This is a genomic window from Marinomonas sp. A3A, assembly GCF_018336955.1.
Lineage (GTDB): Bacteria > Pseudomonadota > Gammaproteobacteria > Pseudomonadales > Marinomonadaceae > Marinomonas > Marinomonas lutimaris.
In genome coordinates this window covers 4,277,668-4,295,826 of the sequence record NZ_CP025532.1, presented here as the reverse complement: position 1 = coordinate 4,295,826, position 18,159 = coordinate 4,277,668, and the positions used below count along the sequence as shown (strand labels likewise).

Below are 18,159 nucleotides of genomic sequence, written 5' to 3'. Positions count from 1 at the left end.
TGGCGTGGCGAGTAAAGCGTTGTGTAAATGTCTCACTTAATAACGAATAACAAAACAGTCTTACTGACGGAAAATTAAATGGATCAGTTTCACGATATACGCCCCTACAACGACGATGAGGTCGCCGAGGTGTTGAACAATCTGGTCGAAATGCCAGATTTTATTAATACTATTATTGGTTTTCGCTTTGCTCAATGGCCTAAGTTTCTTAAAGCGCCATTGGCGTTTTGTGTCAAGTTGGCGCTAAAACGTCAAATTGCTAATATTTCGAATGTTCATGAGTTCCAAATGCGTGTCGCAAGTTATATGGAACGCATGATAAAAACCACAACGACGAATGTTGAATACCGAGGTATTGAAAAGCTAGAGAAAGGCGTTGGCTACTTATTTTTGTCTAATCACAGAGATATCGCCATGGATCCGGCCTTTGTCAACTATGGCCTGTATTTAGCAGGTTTAGACACGGTTCGTATCGCAATAGGGGACAATTTATTACGTCGCCCTTTTGTGTCTGACTTAATGCGTCTTAATAAAAGCTTTATCGTGAAACGCTCTGCAAATGGTATTCGAGAGATGATGGCGGCGTTTGGTCAGCTTTCTGCTTATATCACGGAATCATTGACGAAAGACCAAGCCAATATTTGGATAGCCCAAAAAGAAGGGCGTGCGAAAGATGGCTTGGACCAGACAGATCCCGCGATTATAAAAATGTTCTTTATGAGTCAGAAGAAAGAGAAAACGCCTTTTTCTGATGCGATGGCCAACTTGAAGATTGTGCCCGTGTCGATTGCGTATGAATATGATCCCTGTGCCTTTGATAAGGCGCGCGAACTGCATCAGAAGTCGACAACAGGGAATTATGAAAAAGCGGAATTTGAAGACATAGACAGTATTAAAAATGGCATTGTTGGTCAAAAAGGCAAAGTAGTTGTTACTTTTGGCGATGTAATAAAAGACGGCTTCGAAACGCCTGAAGAGTTTGTTGCAGAAGTGGATCGTCAGATCATTACTAATTATGCCATTCAGTCTACCAATGAAGCAGCGCTTGCGTTGCAGCAAGGTTTGCCCTCAACGGACAGTGCATTCTCAAGCTATCTTGAGCGCTGTCCCGAGAATCTAAGAGAAACTGTGTTGGCGATGTATGCGAATCCATTGAAGCAACAGCAAAAATATCTAAATAAATAGTCATAAGGAGTAAGCTGTCAATGAGCATATGGGCGTCATCAAGATCTTGGATCGGCTCAACAATATTTGCCATTTACTATATGGTATCCACTATTGTATTTGGTGTTCTTGCGCCTTTCGCGACTATCTTGTTGCCGAAGAATTATCGTCAACCAGTTTTGAACCTGCATAACAAAGGCTTGTTGTTTGTTTTTCGTATTTTTTGTGGTGTGAAAGTTGAGATTATTGGCTTAGAGCATATCAACAAAAATCGTCCCGTTGTGTTGGTGGCAAACCATCAAAGCGAATGGGAAACCTATGTGCTGCAGGTATTGATGGCACCTGTTTCAACGGTTTTAAAGAAAGAGCTGCTGTCAGTGCCTTTCTTTGGTTGGGGGCTGCGTATGGTGCAGCCTATTGCGATTGATCGTTCTCAACGTACCAATGCACTGAAGCAAATCATCAGTCAGGGTAAAGAGCGTTTGGATGACGGGCGTTCTGTATTGATTTTTCCGGAAGGAACGCGAATCGCGCCCAATGAGGAGCAAGCCTTTAACAAAGGTGCAGCCATGTTAGCAACGTCGGCAGGTGTACCAATTTTGCCTGTCGTGCATAACGCTGGTTACACGTGGCCGGGTAAAAAGTGGCGCAAATTTCCGGGATCTATCCGTGTTGTTATTGGACCTATCATTGAGTCTGAGGGCAAGAAAACCTCAGTATTACATGAAGAAATGGATGTTTGGATGCGTGCCGAAATGGCGAAACTTCCAAAAGGAAATGACTTTTTATTTTAGCCTAACCGTAACCTGCTGTGTTGTTTAAAATAGAAGACATAAAAAAGCCGCATTAATCGATGCGGCTTTTTTGTAGCTGAAGAGTATTTACGCTGAGTATTTTTTGAATACTAAGCTTGCGTTAGTGCCGCCAAAGCCAAAGCTGTTAGACATAATCATGTTCAGATTAGCATTATCTTTGCGGGTTCTAACCACAGGAATGTTTCCTGCTGCTGGGTCAAGCTCATCAATGTTTGCAGACGCAGCGATGAAGTCGTTTTCCATCATTAGTAAGCAGTAGACTGCTTCATGAACGCCTGCAGCACCTAAAGAGTGGCCTGAAAGAGATTTTGTCGAGCTAATCAATGGGATGTTGTCGCCGAAAGTTTCGTTGACAGCTTGTAGCTCTTTCATATCGCCAGCAGGTGTGCTTGTTCCATGAGTGTTGATGTAATCAATGTCGCCATCAATTGTGCTCATCGCCATCTTCATGCAACGTACAGCGCCTTCGCCAGAAGGGGCAACCATGTCATAGCCATCGGATGTTGCACCGTAACCAACTAATTCAGCGTAGATTTTAGCACCGCGAGCTTTGGCGTGTTCTAGTTCTTCGATAACGAGCATACCGCCACCGCCAGCAATAACGAAACCATCACGATTTGCATCGTAAGCGCGAGACGCCTTTTCAGGAGTGTCGTTGTACTTTGAAGATAGAGCGCCCATGGCATCAAACATACAAGTTTGAGTCCAGCTTTCTTCTTCGCCACCGCCTGCAAACACGATATCTTGCTTGCCAAGTTGGATTAGCTCCATGGCATTACCGATACAGTGAGCACTTGTTGAACAAGCAGATGTGATTGAGTAGTTAACACCTTTGATTTTAAAAGGCGTCGCTAAACAAGCAGAAACCGTGCTACCCATAGTCTGCGTTACACGATATGGCCCAACACGCTTAACGCCTTTCTCGCGAAGTGTGTCTGCGGAATCAACCAGGTTTTTAGCGGAAGCACCACCAGAACCTGCAACCAATCCAGTTCGAATGTTAGATACTTGATCTTCAGTCAAACCCGCATCCAAAATGGCCTGTTGCATAGAAACGTAAGCGTAAGTTGCTGCATCGCCCATGAAACGGCGAACTTTACGATCAATGCTTTCAGCATCTAAATCAATTCGACCACAAACGTGGCTACGGAAGCCATGCTCTTTGTAATCTTCAGCGAAACGAATACCAGACTGGCCCTCGCGCAAGGAGTTTAAAACGCTCTCTTTGTCATTGCCTAGGCAGCTGACAATGCCAAGACCTGTTACTACTACACGACGCATAAATGTGCCTCTTTCATTCTTAATCTTTAGAAGTTTTCAGTTGAAGTGAATAAGCCTACGCGCAAATCTTTTGCGGTATAAATTTCACGACCATCAACTTTAACGCTTCCGTCTGCAATGCCCATTACTAGCTTGCGCTCGATAACGCGCTTAAAGTTAATGTGGAAGGTAACTTTTTTTGCTGTAGGGAGAATTTGCCCAGTGAATTTTACTTCACCAGAACCAAGCGCGCGTCCGCGTCCTTTGTTTCCTTTCCAGCCTAGAAAGAATCCTACTAGCTGCCACATTGCGTCTAAGCCTAGGCAGCCAGGCATAACTGGATCGCCAGGAAAGTGACACTCGAAAAACCACAGGTCAGGATGTATGTCTAGCTCAGCAATAATTTCGCCTTTGCCATGTTCCCCGCCTTCAGTCGAGATGTGAGTAATGCGATCCATCATTAGCATATTGCCGACAGGAAGCTGGGCATTGCCTGCACCAAACATTTCACCGTGGCCGCATTTTAATAGTTCGTCTTTTTCAAAAGATGAAGCTCTAGTCATTATAGTCCTATATCCACATCCAGCCGATGACTTAAAATAGTCCGGTGGATTGTCGTGGTCCAGTTTGCAGTAGAAAATCCAGCTGATTATATCGGTTTGAAACCCTAATATGAATGTTTGAACGGAAAAAAACCAAATTACCTGCATGAAAAGTGATCATCTTTACGTTGTTTTAAGGGATTAGAGGTTCTGGTGGCTACAATAAGGGCTTTTTAAGCTGATTTGTTAATACCGTTCAGTGTTATTTTTTCTGTTAATATATTTCTTTTAGTTATGTCTTGGTTGTTTTGAGTGCCTTTATGAGTCCGAAAAGAAGTGAAAATCTAGCTGTTTGGCAGCATCAAGTTAACGACGGTCATATTCAAGGATACTTAGGGCGAGTAGAGGATAGCCAGTCTACGATTCATTTTCTTCATGGTAATGGCTTTTCGGTAAAGACTTATTTGTGCTTTTTAGAAAAGCTTGAAGGCTACAATTTGATTATGCAAGATGCGGCTGGCCATGGTGAATCAACGGCAGGGAAACGTTTTGTGGGCTGGAATGTCACGGCTTCTCGCTTTGTTGATTCGTTGAATGCACAACGGTCAGTACTGCCGAAAACTGAGTTGATTGGTGTTGGCCACAGCTTTGGTGGTTGTATGACGGCATTAATGAGTGAGCAAGAACCGGCGCTTTTTGATCGTCTTGTTTTATTGGATCCTGCACTGTTTCCGCCGCGTTTAATTTGGATGATGCGGGGAGTAAATTTGACAGGGTTGAAAAGCCAAATCCCTTTGGTCAAACAGGCTCGCCGTCGCCGTACCCAATGGGATAGCCTAGCTCAAGTAAAAAGTAGTTTTTTTGAAAGAGGGACTTTTAAGGGGTGGGAATCTGCTTGCTTAGATGACTATATCGAGTTTTCTATTAAACATGATGAAAAAGGTCGCTATCAATTAGGTTGCCCGTCTTGGATGGAGGCGGCGATATTTTCAAGTTATCCCAAGAGGCTCTGGCGCGCGATTTCTAACATTTCTGTTCCTACTTACATTATCCAAGGCAAAGATACTTTCGACTATTTCAAAGAGGCCTACCGGCTGGCTGCAAAGCTGAACTCGAATATTCAGGTAATTGAGGTCGATGGAGGTCATTGTTTTATGCAGCAACATTCGACGATGGCAGCTCAAGCGGTCTTGGATGTGTTGAGGAAAGACTAGGATGGAAGTTGAGATAAAAACCGCCAAACATAGTTTGCTATGTTTGGCGGTTTTATTTTGCTGACTTAGTAACTAGTTACGACGCTTTACTGATGCGTTGGCTAGTGCGATAAGTGCTGCTTTATAATCAGACTCTGGTAATGGTTCAATGGCTTTTATTGCTAGGTCTGCTTGTTCTTGCGCTTTTTGTTGCGTGTACTCAATGGCTCCGCAGTGTTGCACATCATTTATAATAGTCTCTAGCTGCTCAAGTCCACCGGTTAAGATAGCTTGCCTGACTCGCTCTACGGCGTCTTGAGAACCATGTTTCATAGTGAAAATAAGCGGTAAGGTGGGTTTGCCTTCAGCAAGGTCGTCACCAACACTTTTGCCCATTTCTTCAGCTGTACTGGTGTAATCCATCACATCATCAATTAGCTGAAATGCTGTTCCGACGTACATGCCAAAATGTCTTAGCGCTTCTTGGTATTCTGTACTTGCACCTGCTATAACAGCACCACAAAGGGCTGCACCCTCAAACAGTTTTGCGGTTTTGTATTGGATGACTTTCAAATAGCTTTCTTCAGTTGTATCTGGGTCGCCGCAGTTAATAAGCTGCTGAACTTCGCCTTCGGCAATGATATTGGTTGTTTTAGCTAGAATGCTCATGCATTGCATGCTGCCAACATCCACCATTATTTGGAAGGCGCGAGAGTAAAGGAAGTCACCAACTAGAACGCTTGGTGCATTGCCCCATTCTTCATTGGCTGTTTTTTTGCCGCGGCGCATGTCGGACTCATCAACAACATCGTCATGTAACAGCGTCGATGTATGGATGAACTCTATGATAGTCGCCATTTGAATGGCTTGATCTAGTTTTGGCTTATCTAGTTCAGCGCTCGCTTTAGCCGCTAATAAAACCAAAAGAGGCCGCAGTCGCTTTCCACCATTACTTATGATGTAGTAGCCGATTTGCTCGATTAGAGGGATGTCACTACTAAGTTGTGACACAATATAGTCATTCACTTGGCCAAATTCATTGGCCACAACGTCGTGTATTTGTATAGGTTGCATGCAATTTCCGAAGCTAAATAGTCCCAAGCTGATCAGCAAGTGTGCCTCATGCTAGGTAAGGCTTGTGTCAGGGTCAACCCAAAATATGAAAAATGTATAAAGACATTGCTTTTCGCTTGTATTGGGTGGTGTGATTTTGTACAATCTCGCGTCCGATTTACCCACATTTTGCTCCCTATCATATGGTTAGTGATTTTTGTCCTATTCGGTCAGAAACTTATTGCCACTAGAAGTAGGTCAAATTCAATTTCAGTAGCCGGGTAAATCTCATTGGAGAAGAACATGTTTGCAGTGATCAAAACTGGCGGTAAGCAATACCGTGTAGAAGAAGGCCAAACCCTTAAGGTTGAGAAATTAGCTGTTGAAGAAGGCGGTTCGATTCAATTCGATGACGTTCTTCTTGTATGCAACGGCGACGACGTTAAAGTTGGTGCACCAGTTGTAGAAGGCGCTAAAGTAACAGCTGAAGTTGTTGCTCATGGTCGCGGAGACAAAGTGAAAATTTTGAAATTCCGTCGTCGTAAGCATTCTATGAAGCGTATGGGTCATCGTCAGTGGTTCACGGAAGTGAAAATAACTGGTATTAACTAAGCGCTAACTATTCAAATTTAAGGAGTAAGTCATGGCTCATAAAAAGGCGGGTGGTAGTACTCGTAACGGTCGCGATTCCGAGTCGAAACGATTAGGTGTCAAACGTTTTGGTGGTCAAGTTGTGATCCCAGGTAACATCCTTGTACGTCAGCGTGGTACTCAGTTCCATCCTGGTGTTGGTGTTCAAATTGGTAAAGATCACACTTTGTTCGCTGTTGTTGAAGGCCAAGTGAAGTTTGAAGTGAAAGGTAAGTTGAAGCGTCGTACAGTTTCTGTCGTAGCTGCTTAATCGCTTACTAAAAACTTAAAAAAAGCTCCGCGACGCGGGGCTTTTTTTTTGGAAGAATTCTATAATCAGATTCTGTTGATTCTGATAATCCACCGAAGAGGTGTTATTGTGAAATTTGTTGATGAAGCCAGTATCTACGTAAGAGCGGGTAAAGGTGGAAATGGAGCGTTGAGTTTTTGGCGTGAAAAATTTGTCGCTAAAGGTGGCCCTGATGGCGGTGATGGCGGTAATGGCGGCAGCGTTGTGCTGGTGGCTGATGAAGCGCTAAATACCTTGATCGATTTTCGTTTTACGAAAAAGTATATCGCTGAAAGTGGTGAAGGTGGCCAAGGTCGAGACATGACTGGCTCGAAAGGACCAGATCTTGAAATCAAAGTGCCAGTTGGTACAACTGTTATTGATGATGATACCGGCGAAACGCTTGGGGATCTGGTTCGTGATGGTCAGAAGTTAAAGGTGGCTCAAGGTGGTCATCATGGGTTGGGGAATACTCGATTTAAATCAAGTACCAACCGTGCGCCAAGACAGACGACGAAAGGTACCGTAGGTGAAGAGCGTACATTGAAGCTAGAGATGAAAGTCTTGGCGGATGTGGGTTTGCTTGGTCTTCCTAATGCAGGTAAATCGACGTTTATTCGTGCTGTTTCTTCTGCTAAGCCAAAAGTGGCTGATTATCCTTTTACAACCTTGGTGCCGAACCTTGGTGTGGTAAAAGTTAAGAAGCACCAAAGCTTTGTAATTGCCGATATTCCTGGAATTATCGAAGGTGCATCTGAAGGTGCTGGTCTGGGTATTCGTTTCTTGAAGCACTTGGTGCGTAACCGTATTTTGTTGCACATCGTTGATTTGGCGCCTTGGGATGAAATCACCCCAGCTGAAGCGGCAGTTATTGCGGTAAATGAGTTGCATCAGTTTAGCCCTGCTTTGGCTGAGCGTGACCGTTGGTTGGTTTTGAATAAAACCGATATGGTGCCAGAAGATGAGCTGGAAGAGCGTTGTCAGAGCGTTATTGACGCACTTGGTTGGGAAGGTAAGGCTTACCGTATTTCTGCGATATCAGGTGAAGGCACAGAGGTGTTGTGTTTAGACCTGATGACGGCGCTTGATGAAAAACGTGAGTTGCTGTTAGAAAGCCCAGAGGCCCGCGAGAAAGAAAAAGCAATGCGTACCTTGATTGATGAAGAAGGTCGTAACCGTATTATGTCGTTGCGTGAAAAACGTCGTAAAGCTGGTCTGTTGGTGGATGACGACGATTTTGATGAAGATGATTACGATGTTGAAGTGGAATACGTTAGCTAATCTGATAGGTGAGAATAAGTAGTATCATGGAAATGCGAGAGAAAATAGCTAAGGCGCAGCGTGTCGTTGTTAAGATTGGCAGCGCGTTATTGACAAACGATGGTCAGGGGTTAGATGTTGCCCGAATTGGTCTTTGGGTTGCTCAAATTGCTGAGTTAAGAGCGCAAGGGAAGGAGGTCGTTTTAGTGTCTTCTGGTTCTATTGCGGCTGGAATGAAGCGTCTTGGTTTTTCTTCTCGCCCCACTCAAGTGAATGAGCTGCAAGCGGCTGCGGCAGTTGGGCAGATGGAGTTGGTTGGGGTCTATGAGTCTCACTTTGAGAGGCATGGTTTATGTACAGCGCAAATTTTGCTTACCCATGATGATTTGTCTAATCGTCGACGCTATTTGAATGCTCGATCTTCGCTGCGAACTCTGCTTGGTTTTGGTGTTGTACCTATAATTAACGAGAATGATACGGTTGTAACCGACGAAATTCGTTTTGGCGATAATGATACGCTGGGCGCTTTGGTTGCTAATCTTATTGAGGCGGATTTATTAATTATTCTTACGGATCAGCAGGGGTTGTTCGATAAAAATCCACGTGACCATAAAGATGCAACACTAATCTCTCATATTTCAGCATCGGACGATCGTCTTGAGTCTATGGCGAGCGGTGGTGCAGGTGTGCTTGGTAGTGGTGGAATGTTAACGAAAGTGCGAGCGGCGCTTTTGGCTGCGCGTTCTGGTGCGGATACCTTGATAGCTTCAGGTCGCGAAGAGAATGTGATTGTTCGTATTGCGTCAGGCGAAATGTTAGGAACTTGGTTGCAGCCGGAGCACGGAAGAGTGGCGGCGCGTAAGCAGTGGTTAGCAGGGCATTTGAAGAGTCGTGGAGCCTTAATTTTAGATGATGGCGCCGTAAAGGCGTTGCGAAAAGCAGGCACGAGTCTTTTGGCTGTCGGAGTGAAAGATGCACAGGGTACTTTTTCGCGTGGAGACATGGTCATTTGTGTCGATTTGCAAGGTGGTCTGGTCGCCCGTGGCTTAGTGAACTACAGTGTGGCTGAAACATTGAAGCTGCTTGGTCAGCCTTCGTCTAATATTGGAGCGATTCTGGGTTACAAGGGTGAGCCGGAGTTAATTCATCGCGATGATTTGGTTATTATTTAAGAGGTAGTGGTGTCATGGCAAAGCCAGGTAAAGTAGGTCTAGATCGCGTATTGAGTGCTTCGAAATATTCCTATCAAGGTTTGCGAGCTCAATGGCGGCATGAGGCTGCCTTTCGTCAAGAGGCTGTTCTGTTTTTGATTTCTTTGCCTTTTGCTATCTGGCTTGGTGATACGGGTCTTGAGCGTGCGGTGCTGATTTTTTCTGTAGGCTTGGTGTTGATTGTTGAGACGTTGAATTCAAGTGTTGAGGCAGTAGTTGATCGAATTAGTAGTGAGCATCATGAGCTGTCTGGTCGCGCGAAAGATTTAGGTTCGGCGGCCGTTATGTTGGCGTTGCTTTTGGCTGCAGTGGTTTGGCTGGTGGTTTTATTTGGCTGATGCGGCTTAATTAGATAGTGCTTTTGGATGGTATTGTTCAGGTTGAAAGGTCTGGGATTTTGAAAGCATAAATTAAAGACATAAAAAAACCGGCATTTGCCGGTTTTTTTATAGGTATTAGGCCAGTGCTTTGATTTTAGCACTCAAGCGGCTCTTATGACGAGCTGCTTTGTTTTTGTGATATAGGCCTTTGTCAGCGGCTTTGTCTAGCTTAGAAGTTGCTAGAACGTAAGCTGCTTGTGCGTCAGCTTGATTGCCTGCTTCGATAGCCGCATCTACTTTTTTCAAGTATGTGCGAACCATTGAACGAAGGCTACCATTGTGAGCGCGGCTTTTTACTGCTTGGCGCGCGCGTTTTTTTGAACCGGCGGAATTTGCCACGGTCTGGCTCCTTTAAATTGGAATAAGTAATGACCCAGCACTCTGCTGTGTCATGAAATTAATGTCAAGTATTAACTTTGAAATCTCGCGGCGGATTTTACCAGTTTTTAGCGCGGTCACAACCCTATTATACAAAAATTAGTCAAATGAGCTTATATATTTGGCTGCGCTCAGGTAGTAGCTGGTGTTATTCTTTGTCCATCTATCTATTGTCTATGTCGTAAAATTTTATGTCTGAAAAAAAATCCGCCCTTGATAAAGTGCCTAAGTCTTTGTCTTTGTTGCGTTCTGGTGTCTTGGTTTCCATTTGTACTTTCTTTTCTCGTATTCTTGGCTTGGTAAGAGATGCTGCTTTGGCGTATGTATTAGGCGCAAGTGGCAGCGCAGATGCATTTTATGTTGCTTTTAAAATTCCTAACTTTTTTCGTCGATTATTTGCCGAAGGGGCGTTTGCTCAAGCTTTTGTCCCAGTATTGAGTGACTACCGAGTAAAAGAAGGCAAGGACGAGGTTCGAGCACTTATCTCTGCTGTGTCAGGATCGCTGGCTTTGATCTTGTTGTGTATTACTGTGCTTTTCATGGTGTGTGCTCCTTGGGTGGTGTATGTATTTGCACCTGGTTTTGCTACGGATGATAGTCAGACTAAATTGGCTTCTGAGCTGTTAGTCATTACTTTTCCATATCTGTTATTTATTTCATTAACGGCATTGGCAGGCGGTATTTTAAACGCGCATGGTGAATATGCCGTTCCGGCTATTACGCCGATTTTTCTGAACATCTCTCTTATTGTTGCGACGGTGTTTTTTGCTCGCACTGCGGCCCAGGCCGAAACCGCTGTTGCTTGGGGAGTGTTCTTTGCGGGGCTGATTCAGTTGATGTTTCAAGTGCCGTTTTTGGCGAGGTTGCGATTGCTACCGATGCCGACGTTGGGTTTTCGTCATCCAGGTGTGAAGCGAATTTTGCTTTTGATGGGGCCGGCATTGTTTGGTGTGTCTGTCGGCCAAATTAATTTGCTTCTTGATACAGTGCTAGCTTCTTTTCTGCAAACGGGCAGTATCACTTGGTTGTACTTGTCGGATCGCTTGTACGAATTGCCGTTAGGTATTTTTGCTATTGCCATCAGTACGGTTATTTTACCTTCTTTGTCTCGTAGTTTTTCTGGTGGTGAAGCGTCGAAGTTTTCTGAAACGCTTGATTGGGCGTTGCGAATATTACTGCTGATTGCGATTCCGTCTTCTCTTGCGTTATTTATGTTGGCTGAGCCTTTGATTGCGACGATTTTTTATCGAGGTGAGTTAACTGTGAATGATGTTCATATGGCTGCTCAGAGTCTGCAGGCTTACTCGCTAGGGTTGGTGTTTATGATGCTGATTAAGGTGCTGGCGCCGGGGTATTATGCGAGGCAGGATACGAGAACGCCTGTGCGTATCGGTATCATTGCGATGATATCGAATATGGTGCTGAATTTGATTTTGGTTTGGCCGTTGGGGCATGTGGGATTGGCGTTGGCAACAAGTTTGTCTGCAGGTTTGAATGCTTTTTTGTTATGGCGTGGTCTGTATAAAAAACAATATCACGTATTTTCTGCTCAATGGGGGCGTTTGCTGCGTATATTGTTGAGTGCTACGTTGGCGCTTGGTGGATGTTTGTACTTGTTTCTTCAGCAAGGCTGGCAGTGGACGCAAATGGAAGACTTGTATCGGATAGGCTGTACCTTGATGGTTGTCGTTTGTGGTGTGCTGGTGTACGTTCTTGTTGCTGTGGCGGCAGGTTTGCGTCCTTCCATTTTAAAGCATTAGGTGTATCGAAGCGTTTTTGCTTTGATTATAGGTTTGCACAGCTTGTTCAAGTTCTGGCCTACCTTCATCTGGTTAACTGCTATATAATCCATGATATTTTTTCGACGCTGGATTTAATTGTTTTGTACGGGGTTCTATGGAGTTAATTCGCGGTATTCATAATATCCGTTCAAAGCATAAAGAATGCGTGCTGACGATAGGGAATTTTGACGGTGTTCATTTAGGGCACGGTGCTATATTGGCACGCGTCAAAGCCTTGGCTAAAGAATACAATTCACCTGCAGCTATTATGATCTTTGAGCCTCAGCCGAGAGAGTTCTTTGCTCCTGATACGGCCCCAGGTCGTATTGGTCGTCTGCGGGATAAAGTGAAGTTGTTGGAAGGGCAGGGTATCGATTATGTTCTTTGCATGCCGTTCAATCCTAAACTTCAACAGTTAGATGCGCAGGCATTTTGTCAGCAGTTTTTGCTGGATGGCTTGTCTGTAAAGCATTTAGTAGTGGGTGATGATTTTCGCTTTGGCTGTGATCGACAAGGTGATTTTTATTATCTGCAAGAGTTTGGTGGTCTGCATGGTTTTGATGTTGAAAACACACCGTCAGTGTTAAATGCTTTGAATGAGCGAGTGAGTAGTACTCTGGTTAGGGATGCTCTAGAGCGTGGTGATATTGCGGCCGCACAGATGAACATGGGGCACTCGGTTACTTTGAGTGGTCGTGTGATACATGGGCAGCAACTTGGTCGAAAACTGGGTTTCCCAACGGCTAATGTGCACCTGAAAGGTATTAAGTCTGCGTTGTCTGGTGTGTATGCTGTGACCTTTATGGTTGATGGCATATCCCATAACGGTGTTGCGAATATTGGTGTGCGTCCTACTGTTCAAGGGAAGACGCCGATACTGGAAGTGCACTTGCTAGATTTTAATGGTGATCTGTATGACAAATATGTGCAGGTTACTTTCTGTCATTTTATTAGGGCAGAGCGAAAAATGGCCAGCTTAGATGCGCTGGAAAAACAAATTCAATGTGATAAAGAAGAAGCATTACGCTTTTTTGCTAATCAGTGAAAAGATGATCTTTGAGGATGAATCGATAAACCATGAGTGATTATAAACCGACACTGAATTTGCCAGATACTGACTTCCCAATGCGTGGAGATTTGGCAAAACGTGAACCTGCAATGCTTAAGCGTTGGCAGGATATGGACCTATACCAGAAAGTACGTGATGTAAGTAAAGGCCGTAAATCTTTTATTCTTCATGATGGCCCTCCGTACGCAAATGGCAGTATTCACATTGGTCACGCGGTTAACAAAATCCTCAAAGATATTATTGTTAAGTCTAAAACCGTTAGTGGCTTTGATGCGCCTTATATTCCAGGTTGGGATTGTCACGGCTTGCCAATCGAGCACAAAGTTGAGCAGCTTATAGGTAAGGCCGGAACGAAAGTTTCTTATAAGGAGTTTCGTGCGAAGTGCCGTGAATACGCTTATACGCAAATTGAAGAACAGAAAAAAGACTTTATTCGTTTGGGTGTGATGGGTGATTGGGCAAATCCTTATCTGACCATGAATTTCCAAACTGAAGCGAACATTGTTCGTGCTTTAGGTAAAATTGCTGAGAACGGTCATTTGGTAAAAGGCTTTAAGCCAGTTTACTGGAGTGTTGTTGGTGGTTCTGCGTTGGCTGAAGCGGAAGTTGAATATCAAGATAAAACGTCTTTGTCTTTGGATGTGCGTTATGCGCCACAAGACGAAGCAGCTTTGCTTGCTAAATTCTCTGATGTTGAGGGTGAAGGTAAGGTTTCTGTTGTTATTTGGACGACTACGCCTTGGACGCTTCCAGCAAGCCAAGCGGTCTCTGTTCATCCAGAGTTTAACTATGCGCTAGTTGAAGTCGATATGGGCTTAGGCAAAGAGCGTTTAATCGTTGCTGAAGACATGGTTGCAAGTGTGATGTCTCGCTACGGCGTAACTGATTTCCACATCGTTGGTCGTGCCGTTGGTGCTGAACTGGCAGGTACTGTGTTGGATCATCCGTTCCTAGAGCGCGATATTCCTGTCATCTTGGGTGAGCATGTAACAACGGAAGCGGGTACTGGCTGCGTGCATACTGCACCTGATCACGGCGTAGATGACTTTAACGTCGGTCGTGAAAATGGCATTGGTACTATTAATCTTGTTCAAGATAATGGTGTTTACTCTGATGCTGCAGGCGAGTTTGCTGGTTTGCATGTTTATAAAGTAGACGATGCCGTGCTTGAGGCGCTGAATCGTAATAATGCTTTAGTGTTTGAGTCGAAGATCTTCCACAGTTATCCACATTGCTGGCGTACTAAAACGCCGCTCATCTTCCGTGCGACGCCTCAGTGGTTTATCAGTATGACCAAAGAAGGTTTGCTGGATTCTGCAAAGCATGCTGTTGAAGGTGTGAAATGGGTACCAAGTTGGGGACAAAACCGTATGGAAGGGATGTTAAATAACAGCCCTGATTGGTGTGTGTCTCGTCAGCGTACTTGGGGTGTGCCGATTACTTTGTTTATCAACAAAGAGACTCAAGAGCTTCATCCTGAAACGCCACGTTTGATCGAAGAAGTGGCTAAGCGCATCGAGGTTGAAGGTATCGACGCTTGGTTTGAAATGGAAGCAGAAGAGTTATTGGGTGCTGATGCTGAAAAATACAGCAAGGTAACTGATACGCTAGATGTATGGTTTGACTCTGGTGTGACTCATTATTCTGTAATCGATCAGCGTGAGGAGCTGAGCTTTCCTGCCGATTTGTATCTAGAAGGTTCAGATCAGCATCGTGGTTGGTTCCAGTCTTCATTGAAAACGTCTATCGCGATTCGTGGTGTGCCGCCATACAAGCAAGTGTTGACTCATGGTTTTACCGTTGATGGCGATGGCCGCAAGATGTCTAAGTCTTTGGGTAACGTATTGTCACCACAGAAAGTTATGGATACCTTGGGTGCTGATATTATCCGTCTTTGGGTAGCGGCAACCGATTACACTACTGAAATGACTGTGTCTGATGAAATTCTTAAGCGCGTAGCGGATTCTTATCGTCGTATCCGTAATACTGCGCGTTTCATGATGGCAAACTTAAATGGTTTTAATCCAGCGACTGATATGGTTCCTTCTAGCGATATGATTGCATTAGATCGTTGGATTGTGGATCGTGCTGCCTTGTTGCAAAAAGAATTGAATACAGCTTACAACGAATATCAATTCCATACTGTTAACCAGAAAATCCAGAACTTTTGTTCTGTGGATTTGGGTGGTTTCTATTTGGATGTCATCAAAGATCGCCAATACACAACTCAAGAAGACAGCCTGGCGCGTCGTTCTGCGCAAACGGCGCTTTATCATGTGATGGAAGCGTTCTCTCGTTGGATCGCGCCTATTTTGAGCTTTACGGCTGATGAAATTTGGCAAACATTGCCAGGTGAGCGTGGTGAGTCTGTTTTCTTAGAAACATGGTATGAAGGCCTTGAAGAACTTTCAGGTGAAGAGCCTATGGGGCGTGAATTCTGGAAGCAGGTTCTTGAGGCTAAAGTGGCGACCAACAAAGTCTTAGAAGCCGCTCGTAGCGAAGGTAAAATGAAGGCGAGTTTAAGCGCGAATATCACGCTTTATTGTGATGATGCTTTGCAAGCAACATTGAACCGTCTTGGTGAAGAATTGCGCTTCGTCTTGATCGCCTCTGACGTTAAGGTGTTGCCTTTGTCTGAAGCTGGTGATGGCGCTGTCGCGACAGATCTTGATAGTCTGAAAGTGCATGTAGAATTGAGTAAATACACTAAATGTGTGCGTTGCTGGCACCATCGTGAAGAAGTGGGCAAACGAGAAGCGCACCCTGAATTGTGTGATCGTTGTATCTCTAACTTGCCAGATGGGGAAGGTGAACAACGCCTTTACGCTTAATGACAGCTTTAATTGTGTGGCAACGAGTTCAGCGCTGGTGGGCGCTGGCTCTTATTCTTTTTATTTTGGATTGGGGGACTAAACAGGTTGTTGCGTCTAACTTATTTTATGGGCAAGAAATCGCTGTTTTCCCGTTTTTTGATCTGACTCTGAGATACAACACCGGGGCTGCTTTTAGTTTCCTCGCTCAAGCTGGGGGCTGGCAGCGCTGGTTTTTTTCTTTGATTGCATTGGCTGTGGTTGTTGGTATTAGTTGGCGTCTTGTTAGGATCGCAGAAAGCAACCGATTGGAATCATTGGCACTGACTTTTGTGTTGGGTGGAGCGATTGGTAATCTTTATGATCGATTGGTTTATGGCCATGTTGTAGATTTTCTACAATTTCATTGGCAGCAGTCGTGGTATTTTCCTGCGTTCAACCTTGCTGACAGTGCTATTACTATTGGTGTTATTTTAATGTTGCTTGAAAGTTTCGTGTCCAAAAAGCAGGAAGGTACAAAAGAATGAGCGTAATTACAGCGGCAAGCAGAGTCACTCTGCACTTTGAGCTGTCACTTGAAGACGGTCAAATCGTTGATTCTAACTTTTCTCGGTCTCCAGCTAGCTTCGTGTTTGGGGATGGGAGCTTATTGCCGGATTTCGAGACTGCTTTATTAGGTATGTCTGTTGGGCAAGAGGCTTCTTTCACTATGTCGCCAGAAAAAGCCTTTGGCGTACATAATGAAAGCAATATTCAGCGCATGCCTCGTTCTCAGTTCTCTATGGATTTAGAAGAAGGGATGGTGGTTTCTTTTGCTGATATGAGCAAAAACGAATTGCCGGGTGTTATTGCTGAGATTGGTGAAAAAGAAGTGGTTGTCGATTTTAATCACCCTCTTGCTAGTCGATCGCTTACTTTTCGGGTGCAAATCATAGCTATTGAGGATGCCGCATGAGTTTTGCAATTCAACTTGCCAACCCTCGTGGCTTTTGTGCTGGTGTTGATAGAGCTATAGACATTGTTAATCGATGCTTGGATCTTTTTGAAGCGCCAATCTATGTTCGCCATGAAGTGGTGCATAATAAATTTGTTGTTGAGTCTTTGAAGTCTCGTGGTGCAGTTTTTGTTGATGAGCTTGATCAAGTACCAGATGACAACATTGTTATCTTTAGTGCACACGGTGTTTCAAAAGCAGTTCGAGATGAAGCCACAGATAGAGGCTTAAAAGTGTTTGATGCGACTTGTCCGCTAGTGACAAAAGTCCATTTGGAGGTGTTGCGTTATTCTCGTGATGGAATGGAATGTATTTTGATCGGTCATGATGGTCATCCCGAAGTGGAAGGGACCATGGGGCAATACGATGATCGTCAGGGTGGTGCTATCTATCTAGTAGAGAGTCCTGCTGATGTAGAAAAGCTTCAAGTTAAGAATCCTGAGAAACTGGCGTTTGTTACGCAAACAACTTTATCTATGGATGATACTTCAGTAGTGATCGATGCACTTCGTCAATATTTCCCTAACATTACAGGGCCAAAGAAAGATGATATTTGCTATGCCACACAGAATCGACAAGATGCGGTGAAGACGCTAGCAGAAGAATCTGAATTAGTTCTTGTTGTTGGTTCAGTGAATAGCTCTAATTCAAACCGTCTTCGAGAGCTGGCAGAGAGAATGGGAGCAAAAGCCTATTTAATCGACAATGCCAGTGAGATTCAGTGCGATTGGTTGAAAGGTATTCGTAGTATTGGCGTAACCGCTGGCGCTTCAGCGCCTGAAGTGCTTGTTAATGAGGTGATTGACCGTCTTGTTAAAGAGGGTGGTAGTGCACCTCAAGAGTTAAAAGGTAGAGAAGAGAACGTGTCTTTCTCTATGCCTAAAGAATTACGCATAGTAGAAGTTTGATCGAATTTAAATTAATTTAAATTAATTTAAATTTTCTTCAAAAAAAGGGTTGCACAAAATCTGTAGATCCTTAATATACGCCCTCGCTGACACGGACAAGGCTTCAGAGCAACGAAGACCAAGTTCAACTGATTAGGTTCTTACCTAATTGGTGATTCAAGTTAGCACGCTCTTTAAAATAGATAATCAGATAATTTGTGTGGGCGCTCGCTGGAGGCTTCAGAAGATTGTCCGGATTGGTTTTTAACTTATTCGAGATGATCAAAAAAATTGAAGTCTTGCGAAACGTCTAACACGTCAATTCGCTTTATGTTGTTTTGTTGTTCTTAGAGACGATGAAATGATTAAGTTATTGTTAGTGTAATAGATTTTGAGTAAGCAAACTTTTTAACTGAAGAGTTTGATCATGGCTCAGATTGAAC

General features: G+C 44.1%; 18 protein-coding genes. 14 read left to right on the top strand and 4 right to left on the bottom strand.

Features of this window, described 5'->3' with window-relative positions; all coding sequences use genetic code 11:
- Positions 1-78 precede the first annotated feature (78 nt).
- A complete protein-coding gene (locus CYL31_RS20070) occupies positions 79-1,185 on the top strand; it encodes a 1-acyl-sn-glycerol-3-phosphate acyltransferase (RefSeq protein WP_212916897.1) in 1,107 nt (368 codons plus the stop codon).
- A 20-nt stretch (positions 1,186-1,205) separates the two neighbouring features.
- Positions 1,206-1,958 (top strand): lysophospholipid acyltransferase family protein, encoded by a 753-nt coding sequence (locus tag CYL31_RS20065; protein WP_212916896.1) that lies wholly within the window; start codon positions 1,206-1,208, stop codon positions 1,956-1,958.
- Positions 1,959-2,045: 87 nt separating this feature from the next.
- Here CYL31_RS20065 and fabB read toward each other — a convergent pair whose 3' ends face one another.
- Positions 2,046-3,260 (bottom strand): beta-ketoacyl-ACP synthase I, encoded by a 1,215-nt coding sequence (fabB, locus tag CYL31_RS20060; protein WP_212916895.1) that lies wholly within the window; start codon positions 3,258-3,260, stop codon positions 2,046-2,048.
- A gap of 26 nt (positions 3,261-3,286) precedes the next feature.
- Positions 3,287-3,802: a bifunctional 3-hydroxydecanoyl-ACP dehydratase/trans-2-decenoyl-ACP isomerase gene (fabA, locus tag CYL31_RS20055; protein WP_212916894.1), complete on the bottom strand. Its 516-nt coding sequence runs from the start codon at positions 3,800-3,802 to the stop codon at positions 3,287-3,289.
- Positions 3,803-4,101: 299 nt separating this feature from the next.
- Between fabA and CYL31_RS20050 the strand changes: the two genes are divergently transcribed.
- The gene (locus tag CYL31_RS20050) at positions 4,102-4,995 is read left to right on the top strand and encodes an alpha/beta fold hydrolase (RefSeq protein ID WP_212916893.1); all 894 of its coding nucleotides are present in this window, start codon (positions 4,102-4,104) and stop codon (positions 4,993-4,995) included.
- A gap of 72 nt (positions 4,996-5,067) precedes the next feature.
- Here the strand turns inward: CYL31_RS20050 and ispB are convergent, their stop codons facing one another.
- Positions 5,068-6,048, bottom strand: coding sequence for an octaprenyl diphosphate synthase (gene ispB / locus CYL31_RS20045; protein WP_212916892.1), 981 nt, complete (start codon positions 6,046-6,048; stop codon positions 5,068-5,070).
- Positions 6,049-6,330: 282 nt separating this feature from the next.
- Between ispB and rplU the strand changes: the two genes are divergently transcribed.
- The 5 genes from rplU (at position 6,331) to CYL31_RS20020 (ending at position 9,755) form a co-directional block, all read left to right on the top strand.
- Positions 6,331-6,639 (top strand): 50S ribosomal protein L21, encoded by a 309-nt coding sequence (gene rplU, locus CYL31_RS20040; protein ID WP_072841799.1) that lies wholly within the window; start codon positions 6,331-6,333, stop codon positions 6,637-6,639.
- A gap of 31 nt (positions 6,640-6,670) precedes the next feature.
- The gene (gene rpmA, locus CYL31_RS20035; RefSeq protein WP_012071897.1) at positions 6,671-6,928 is read left to right on the top strand and encodes a 50S ribosomal protein L27; all 258 of its coding nucleotides are present in this window, start codon (positions 6,671-6,673) and stop codon (positions 6,926-6,928) included.
- A 108-nt stretch (positions 6,929-7,036) separates the two neighbouring features.
- Entirely contained in the window at positions 7,037-8,227 is a 1,191-nt protein-coding gene (cgtA, locus tag CYL31_RS20030; RefSeq protein ID WP_212916891.1) for an Obg family GTPase CgtA, read from the top strand.
- Positions 8,228-8,253: 26 nt separating this feature from the next.
- Positions 8,254-9,378 carry a glutamate 5-kinase gene (proB, locus tag CYL31_RS20025; RefSeq protein WP_212916890.1) on the top strand — a complete coding sequence of 375 codons (1,125 nt, stop codon included), beginning with the start codon at positions 8,254-8,256 and terminating at the stop codon, positions 9,376-9,378.
- A 14-nt stretch (positions 9,379-9,392) separates the two neighbouring features.
- Positions 9,393-9,755 carry a diacylglycerol kinase gene (locus CYL31_RS20020; protein WP_212916889.1) on the top strand — a complete coding sequence of 121 codons (363 nt, stop codon included), beginning with the start codon at positions 9,393-9,395 and terminating at the stop codon, positions 9,753-9,755.
- Positions 9,756-9,872: 117 nt separating this feature from the next.
- Here the strand turns inward: CYL31_RS20020 and rpsT are convergent, their stop codons facing one another.
- Positions 9,873-10,136, bottom strand: coding sequence for a 30S ribosomal protein S20 (gene rpsT, locus CYL31_RS20015; protein ID WP_012071893.1), 264 nt, complete (start codon positions 10,134-10,136; stop codon positions 9,873-9,875).
- 230 nt (positions 10,137-10,366) lie between these two features.
- On the opposite strand from rpsT, the gene murJ reads away from it, so the two are divergent.
- The 6 genes from murJ (at position 10,367) to ispH (ending at position 17,737) form a co-directional block, all read left to right on the top strand.
- Complete coding sequence (gene murJ, locus CYL31_RS20010; protein WP_212916888.1) at positions 10,367-11,935, top strand: murein biosynthesis integral membrane protein MurJ; 1,569 nt, start codon at positions 10,367-10,369, stop codon at positions 11,933-11,935.
- Between the two features lie 136 nt (positions 11,936-12,071).
- The gene (ribF, locus tag CYL31_RS20005; RefSeq protein ID WP_212916887.1) at positions 12,072-13,001 is read left to right on the top strand and encodes a bifunctional riboflavin kinase/FAD synthetase; all 930 of its coding nucleotides are present in this window, start codon (positions 12,072-12,074) and stop codon (positions 12,999-13,001) included.
- Between the two features lie 32 nt (positions 13,002-13,033).
- The gene (gene ileS / locus CYL31_RS20000) at positions 13,034-15,856 is read left to right on the top strand and encodes an isoleucine--tRNA ligase (RefSeq protein WP_212916886.1); all 2,823 of its coding nucleotides are present in this window, start codon (positions 13,034-13,036) and stop codon (positions 15,854-15,856) included.
- Complete coding sequence (lspA, locus tag CYL31_RS19995) at positions 15,856-16,362, top strand: signal peptidase II (protein ID WP_212916885.1); 507 nt, start codon at positions 15,856-15,858, stop codon at positions 16,360-16,362. The genes ileS and lspA overlap by 1 nt, the downstream gene beginning before the upstream one ends.
- The gene (locus CYL31_RS19990; RefSeq protein ID WP_212916884.1) at positions 16,359-16,790 is read left to right on the top strand and encodes an FKBP-type peptidyl-prolyl cis-trans isomerase; all 432 of its coding nucleotides are present in this window, start codon (positions 16,359-16,361) and stop codon (positions 16,788-16,790) included. The genes lspA and CYL31_RS19990 overlap by 4 nt, the downstream gene beginning before the upstream one ends.
- Positions 16,787-17,737, top strand: a complete 951-nt coding sequence (gene ispH / locus CYL31_RS19985) for a 4-hydroxy-3-methylbut-2-enyl diphosphate reductase (protein WP_212916883.1) — start codon at positions 16,787-16,789, stop codon at positions 17,735-17,737. Before CYL31_RS19990 ends, ispH begins: the two co-directional genes overlap by 4 nt.
- The last annotated feature ends 422 nt before the right edge of the window (positions 17,738-18,159 follow it).

Coding starts and splice junctions, on each gene's coding strand:
- rpmA (WP_012071897.1), top strand. CDS start 6,671: ATGGCTCATAAAAAGGCGGGTGGTAGTACTCGTAACGGTCGCGATTCC.
- lspA (WP_212916885.1), top strand. CDS start 15,856: ATGACAGCTTTAATTGTGTGGCAACGAGTTCAGCGCTGGTGGGCGCTG.
- rplU (WP_072841799.1), top strand. CDS start 6,331: ATGTTTGCAGTGATCAAAACTGGCGGTAAGCAATACCGTGTAGAAGAA.
- fabA (WP_212916894.1), bottom strand. CDS start 3,802: ATGACTAGAGCTTCATCTTTTGAAAAAGACGAACTATTAAAATGCGGC.
- ispH (WP_212916883.1), top strand. CDS start 16,787: ATGAGTTTTGCAATTCAACTTGCCAACCCTCGTGGCTTTTGTGCTGGT.
- CYL31_RS20020 (WP_212916889.1), top strand. CDS start 9,393: ATGGCAAAGCCAGGTAAAGTAGGTCTAGATCGCGTATTGAGTGCTTCG.
- CYL31_RS20065 (WP_212916896.1), top strand. CDS start 1,206: ATGAGCATATGGGCGTCATCAAGATCTTGGATCGGCTCAACAATATTT.
- ribF (WP_212916887.1), top strand. CDS start 12,072: ATGGAGTTAATTCGCGGTATTCATAATATCCGTTCAAAGCATAAAGAA.
- murJ (WP_212916888.1), top strand. CDS start 10,367: ATGTCTGAAAAAAAATCCGCCCTTGATAAAGTGCCTAAGTCTTTGTCT.
- fabB (WP_212916895.1), bottom strand. CDS start 3,260: ATGCGTCGTGTAGTAGTAACAGGTCTTGGCATTGTCAGCTGCCTAGGC.
- CYL31_RS19990 (WP_212916884.1), top strand. CDS start 16,359: ATGAGCGTAATTACAGCGGCAAGCAGAGTCACTCTGCACTTTGAGCTG.
- ileS (WP_212916886.1), top strand. CDS start 13,034: ATGAGTGATTATAAACCGACACTGAATTTGCCAGATACTGACTTCCCA.
- CYL31_RS20070 (WP_212916897.1), top strand. CDS start 79: ATGGATCAGTTTCACGATATACGCCCCTACAACGACGATGAGGTCGCC.
- ispB (WP_212916892.1), bottom strand. CDS start 6,048: ATGCAACCTATACAAATACACGACGTTGTGGCCAATGAATTTGGCCAA.
- CYL31_RS20050 (WP_212916893.1), top strand. CDS start 4,102: ATGAGTCCGAAAAGAAGTGAAAATCTAGCTGTTTGGCAGCATCAAGTT.
- proB (WP_212916890.1), top strand. CDS start 8,254: ATGGAAATGCGAGAGAAAATAGCTAAGGCGCAGCGTGTCGTTGTTAAG.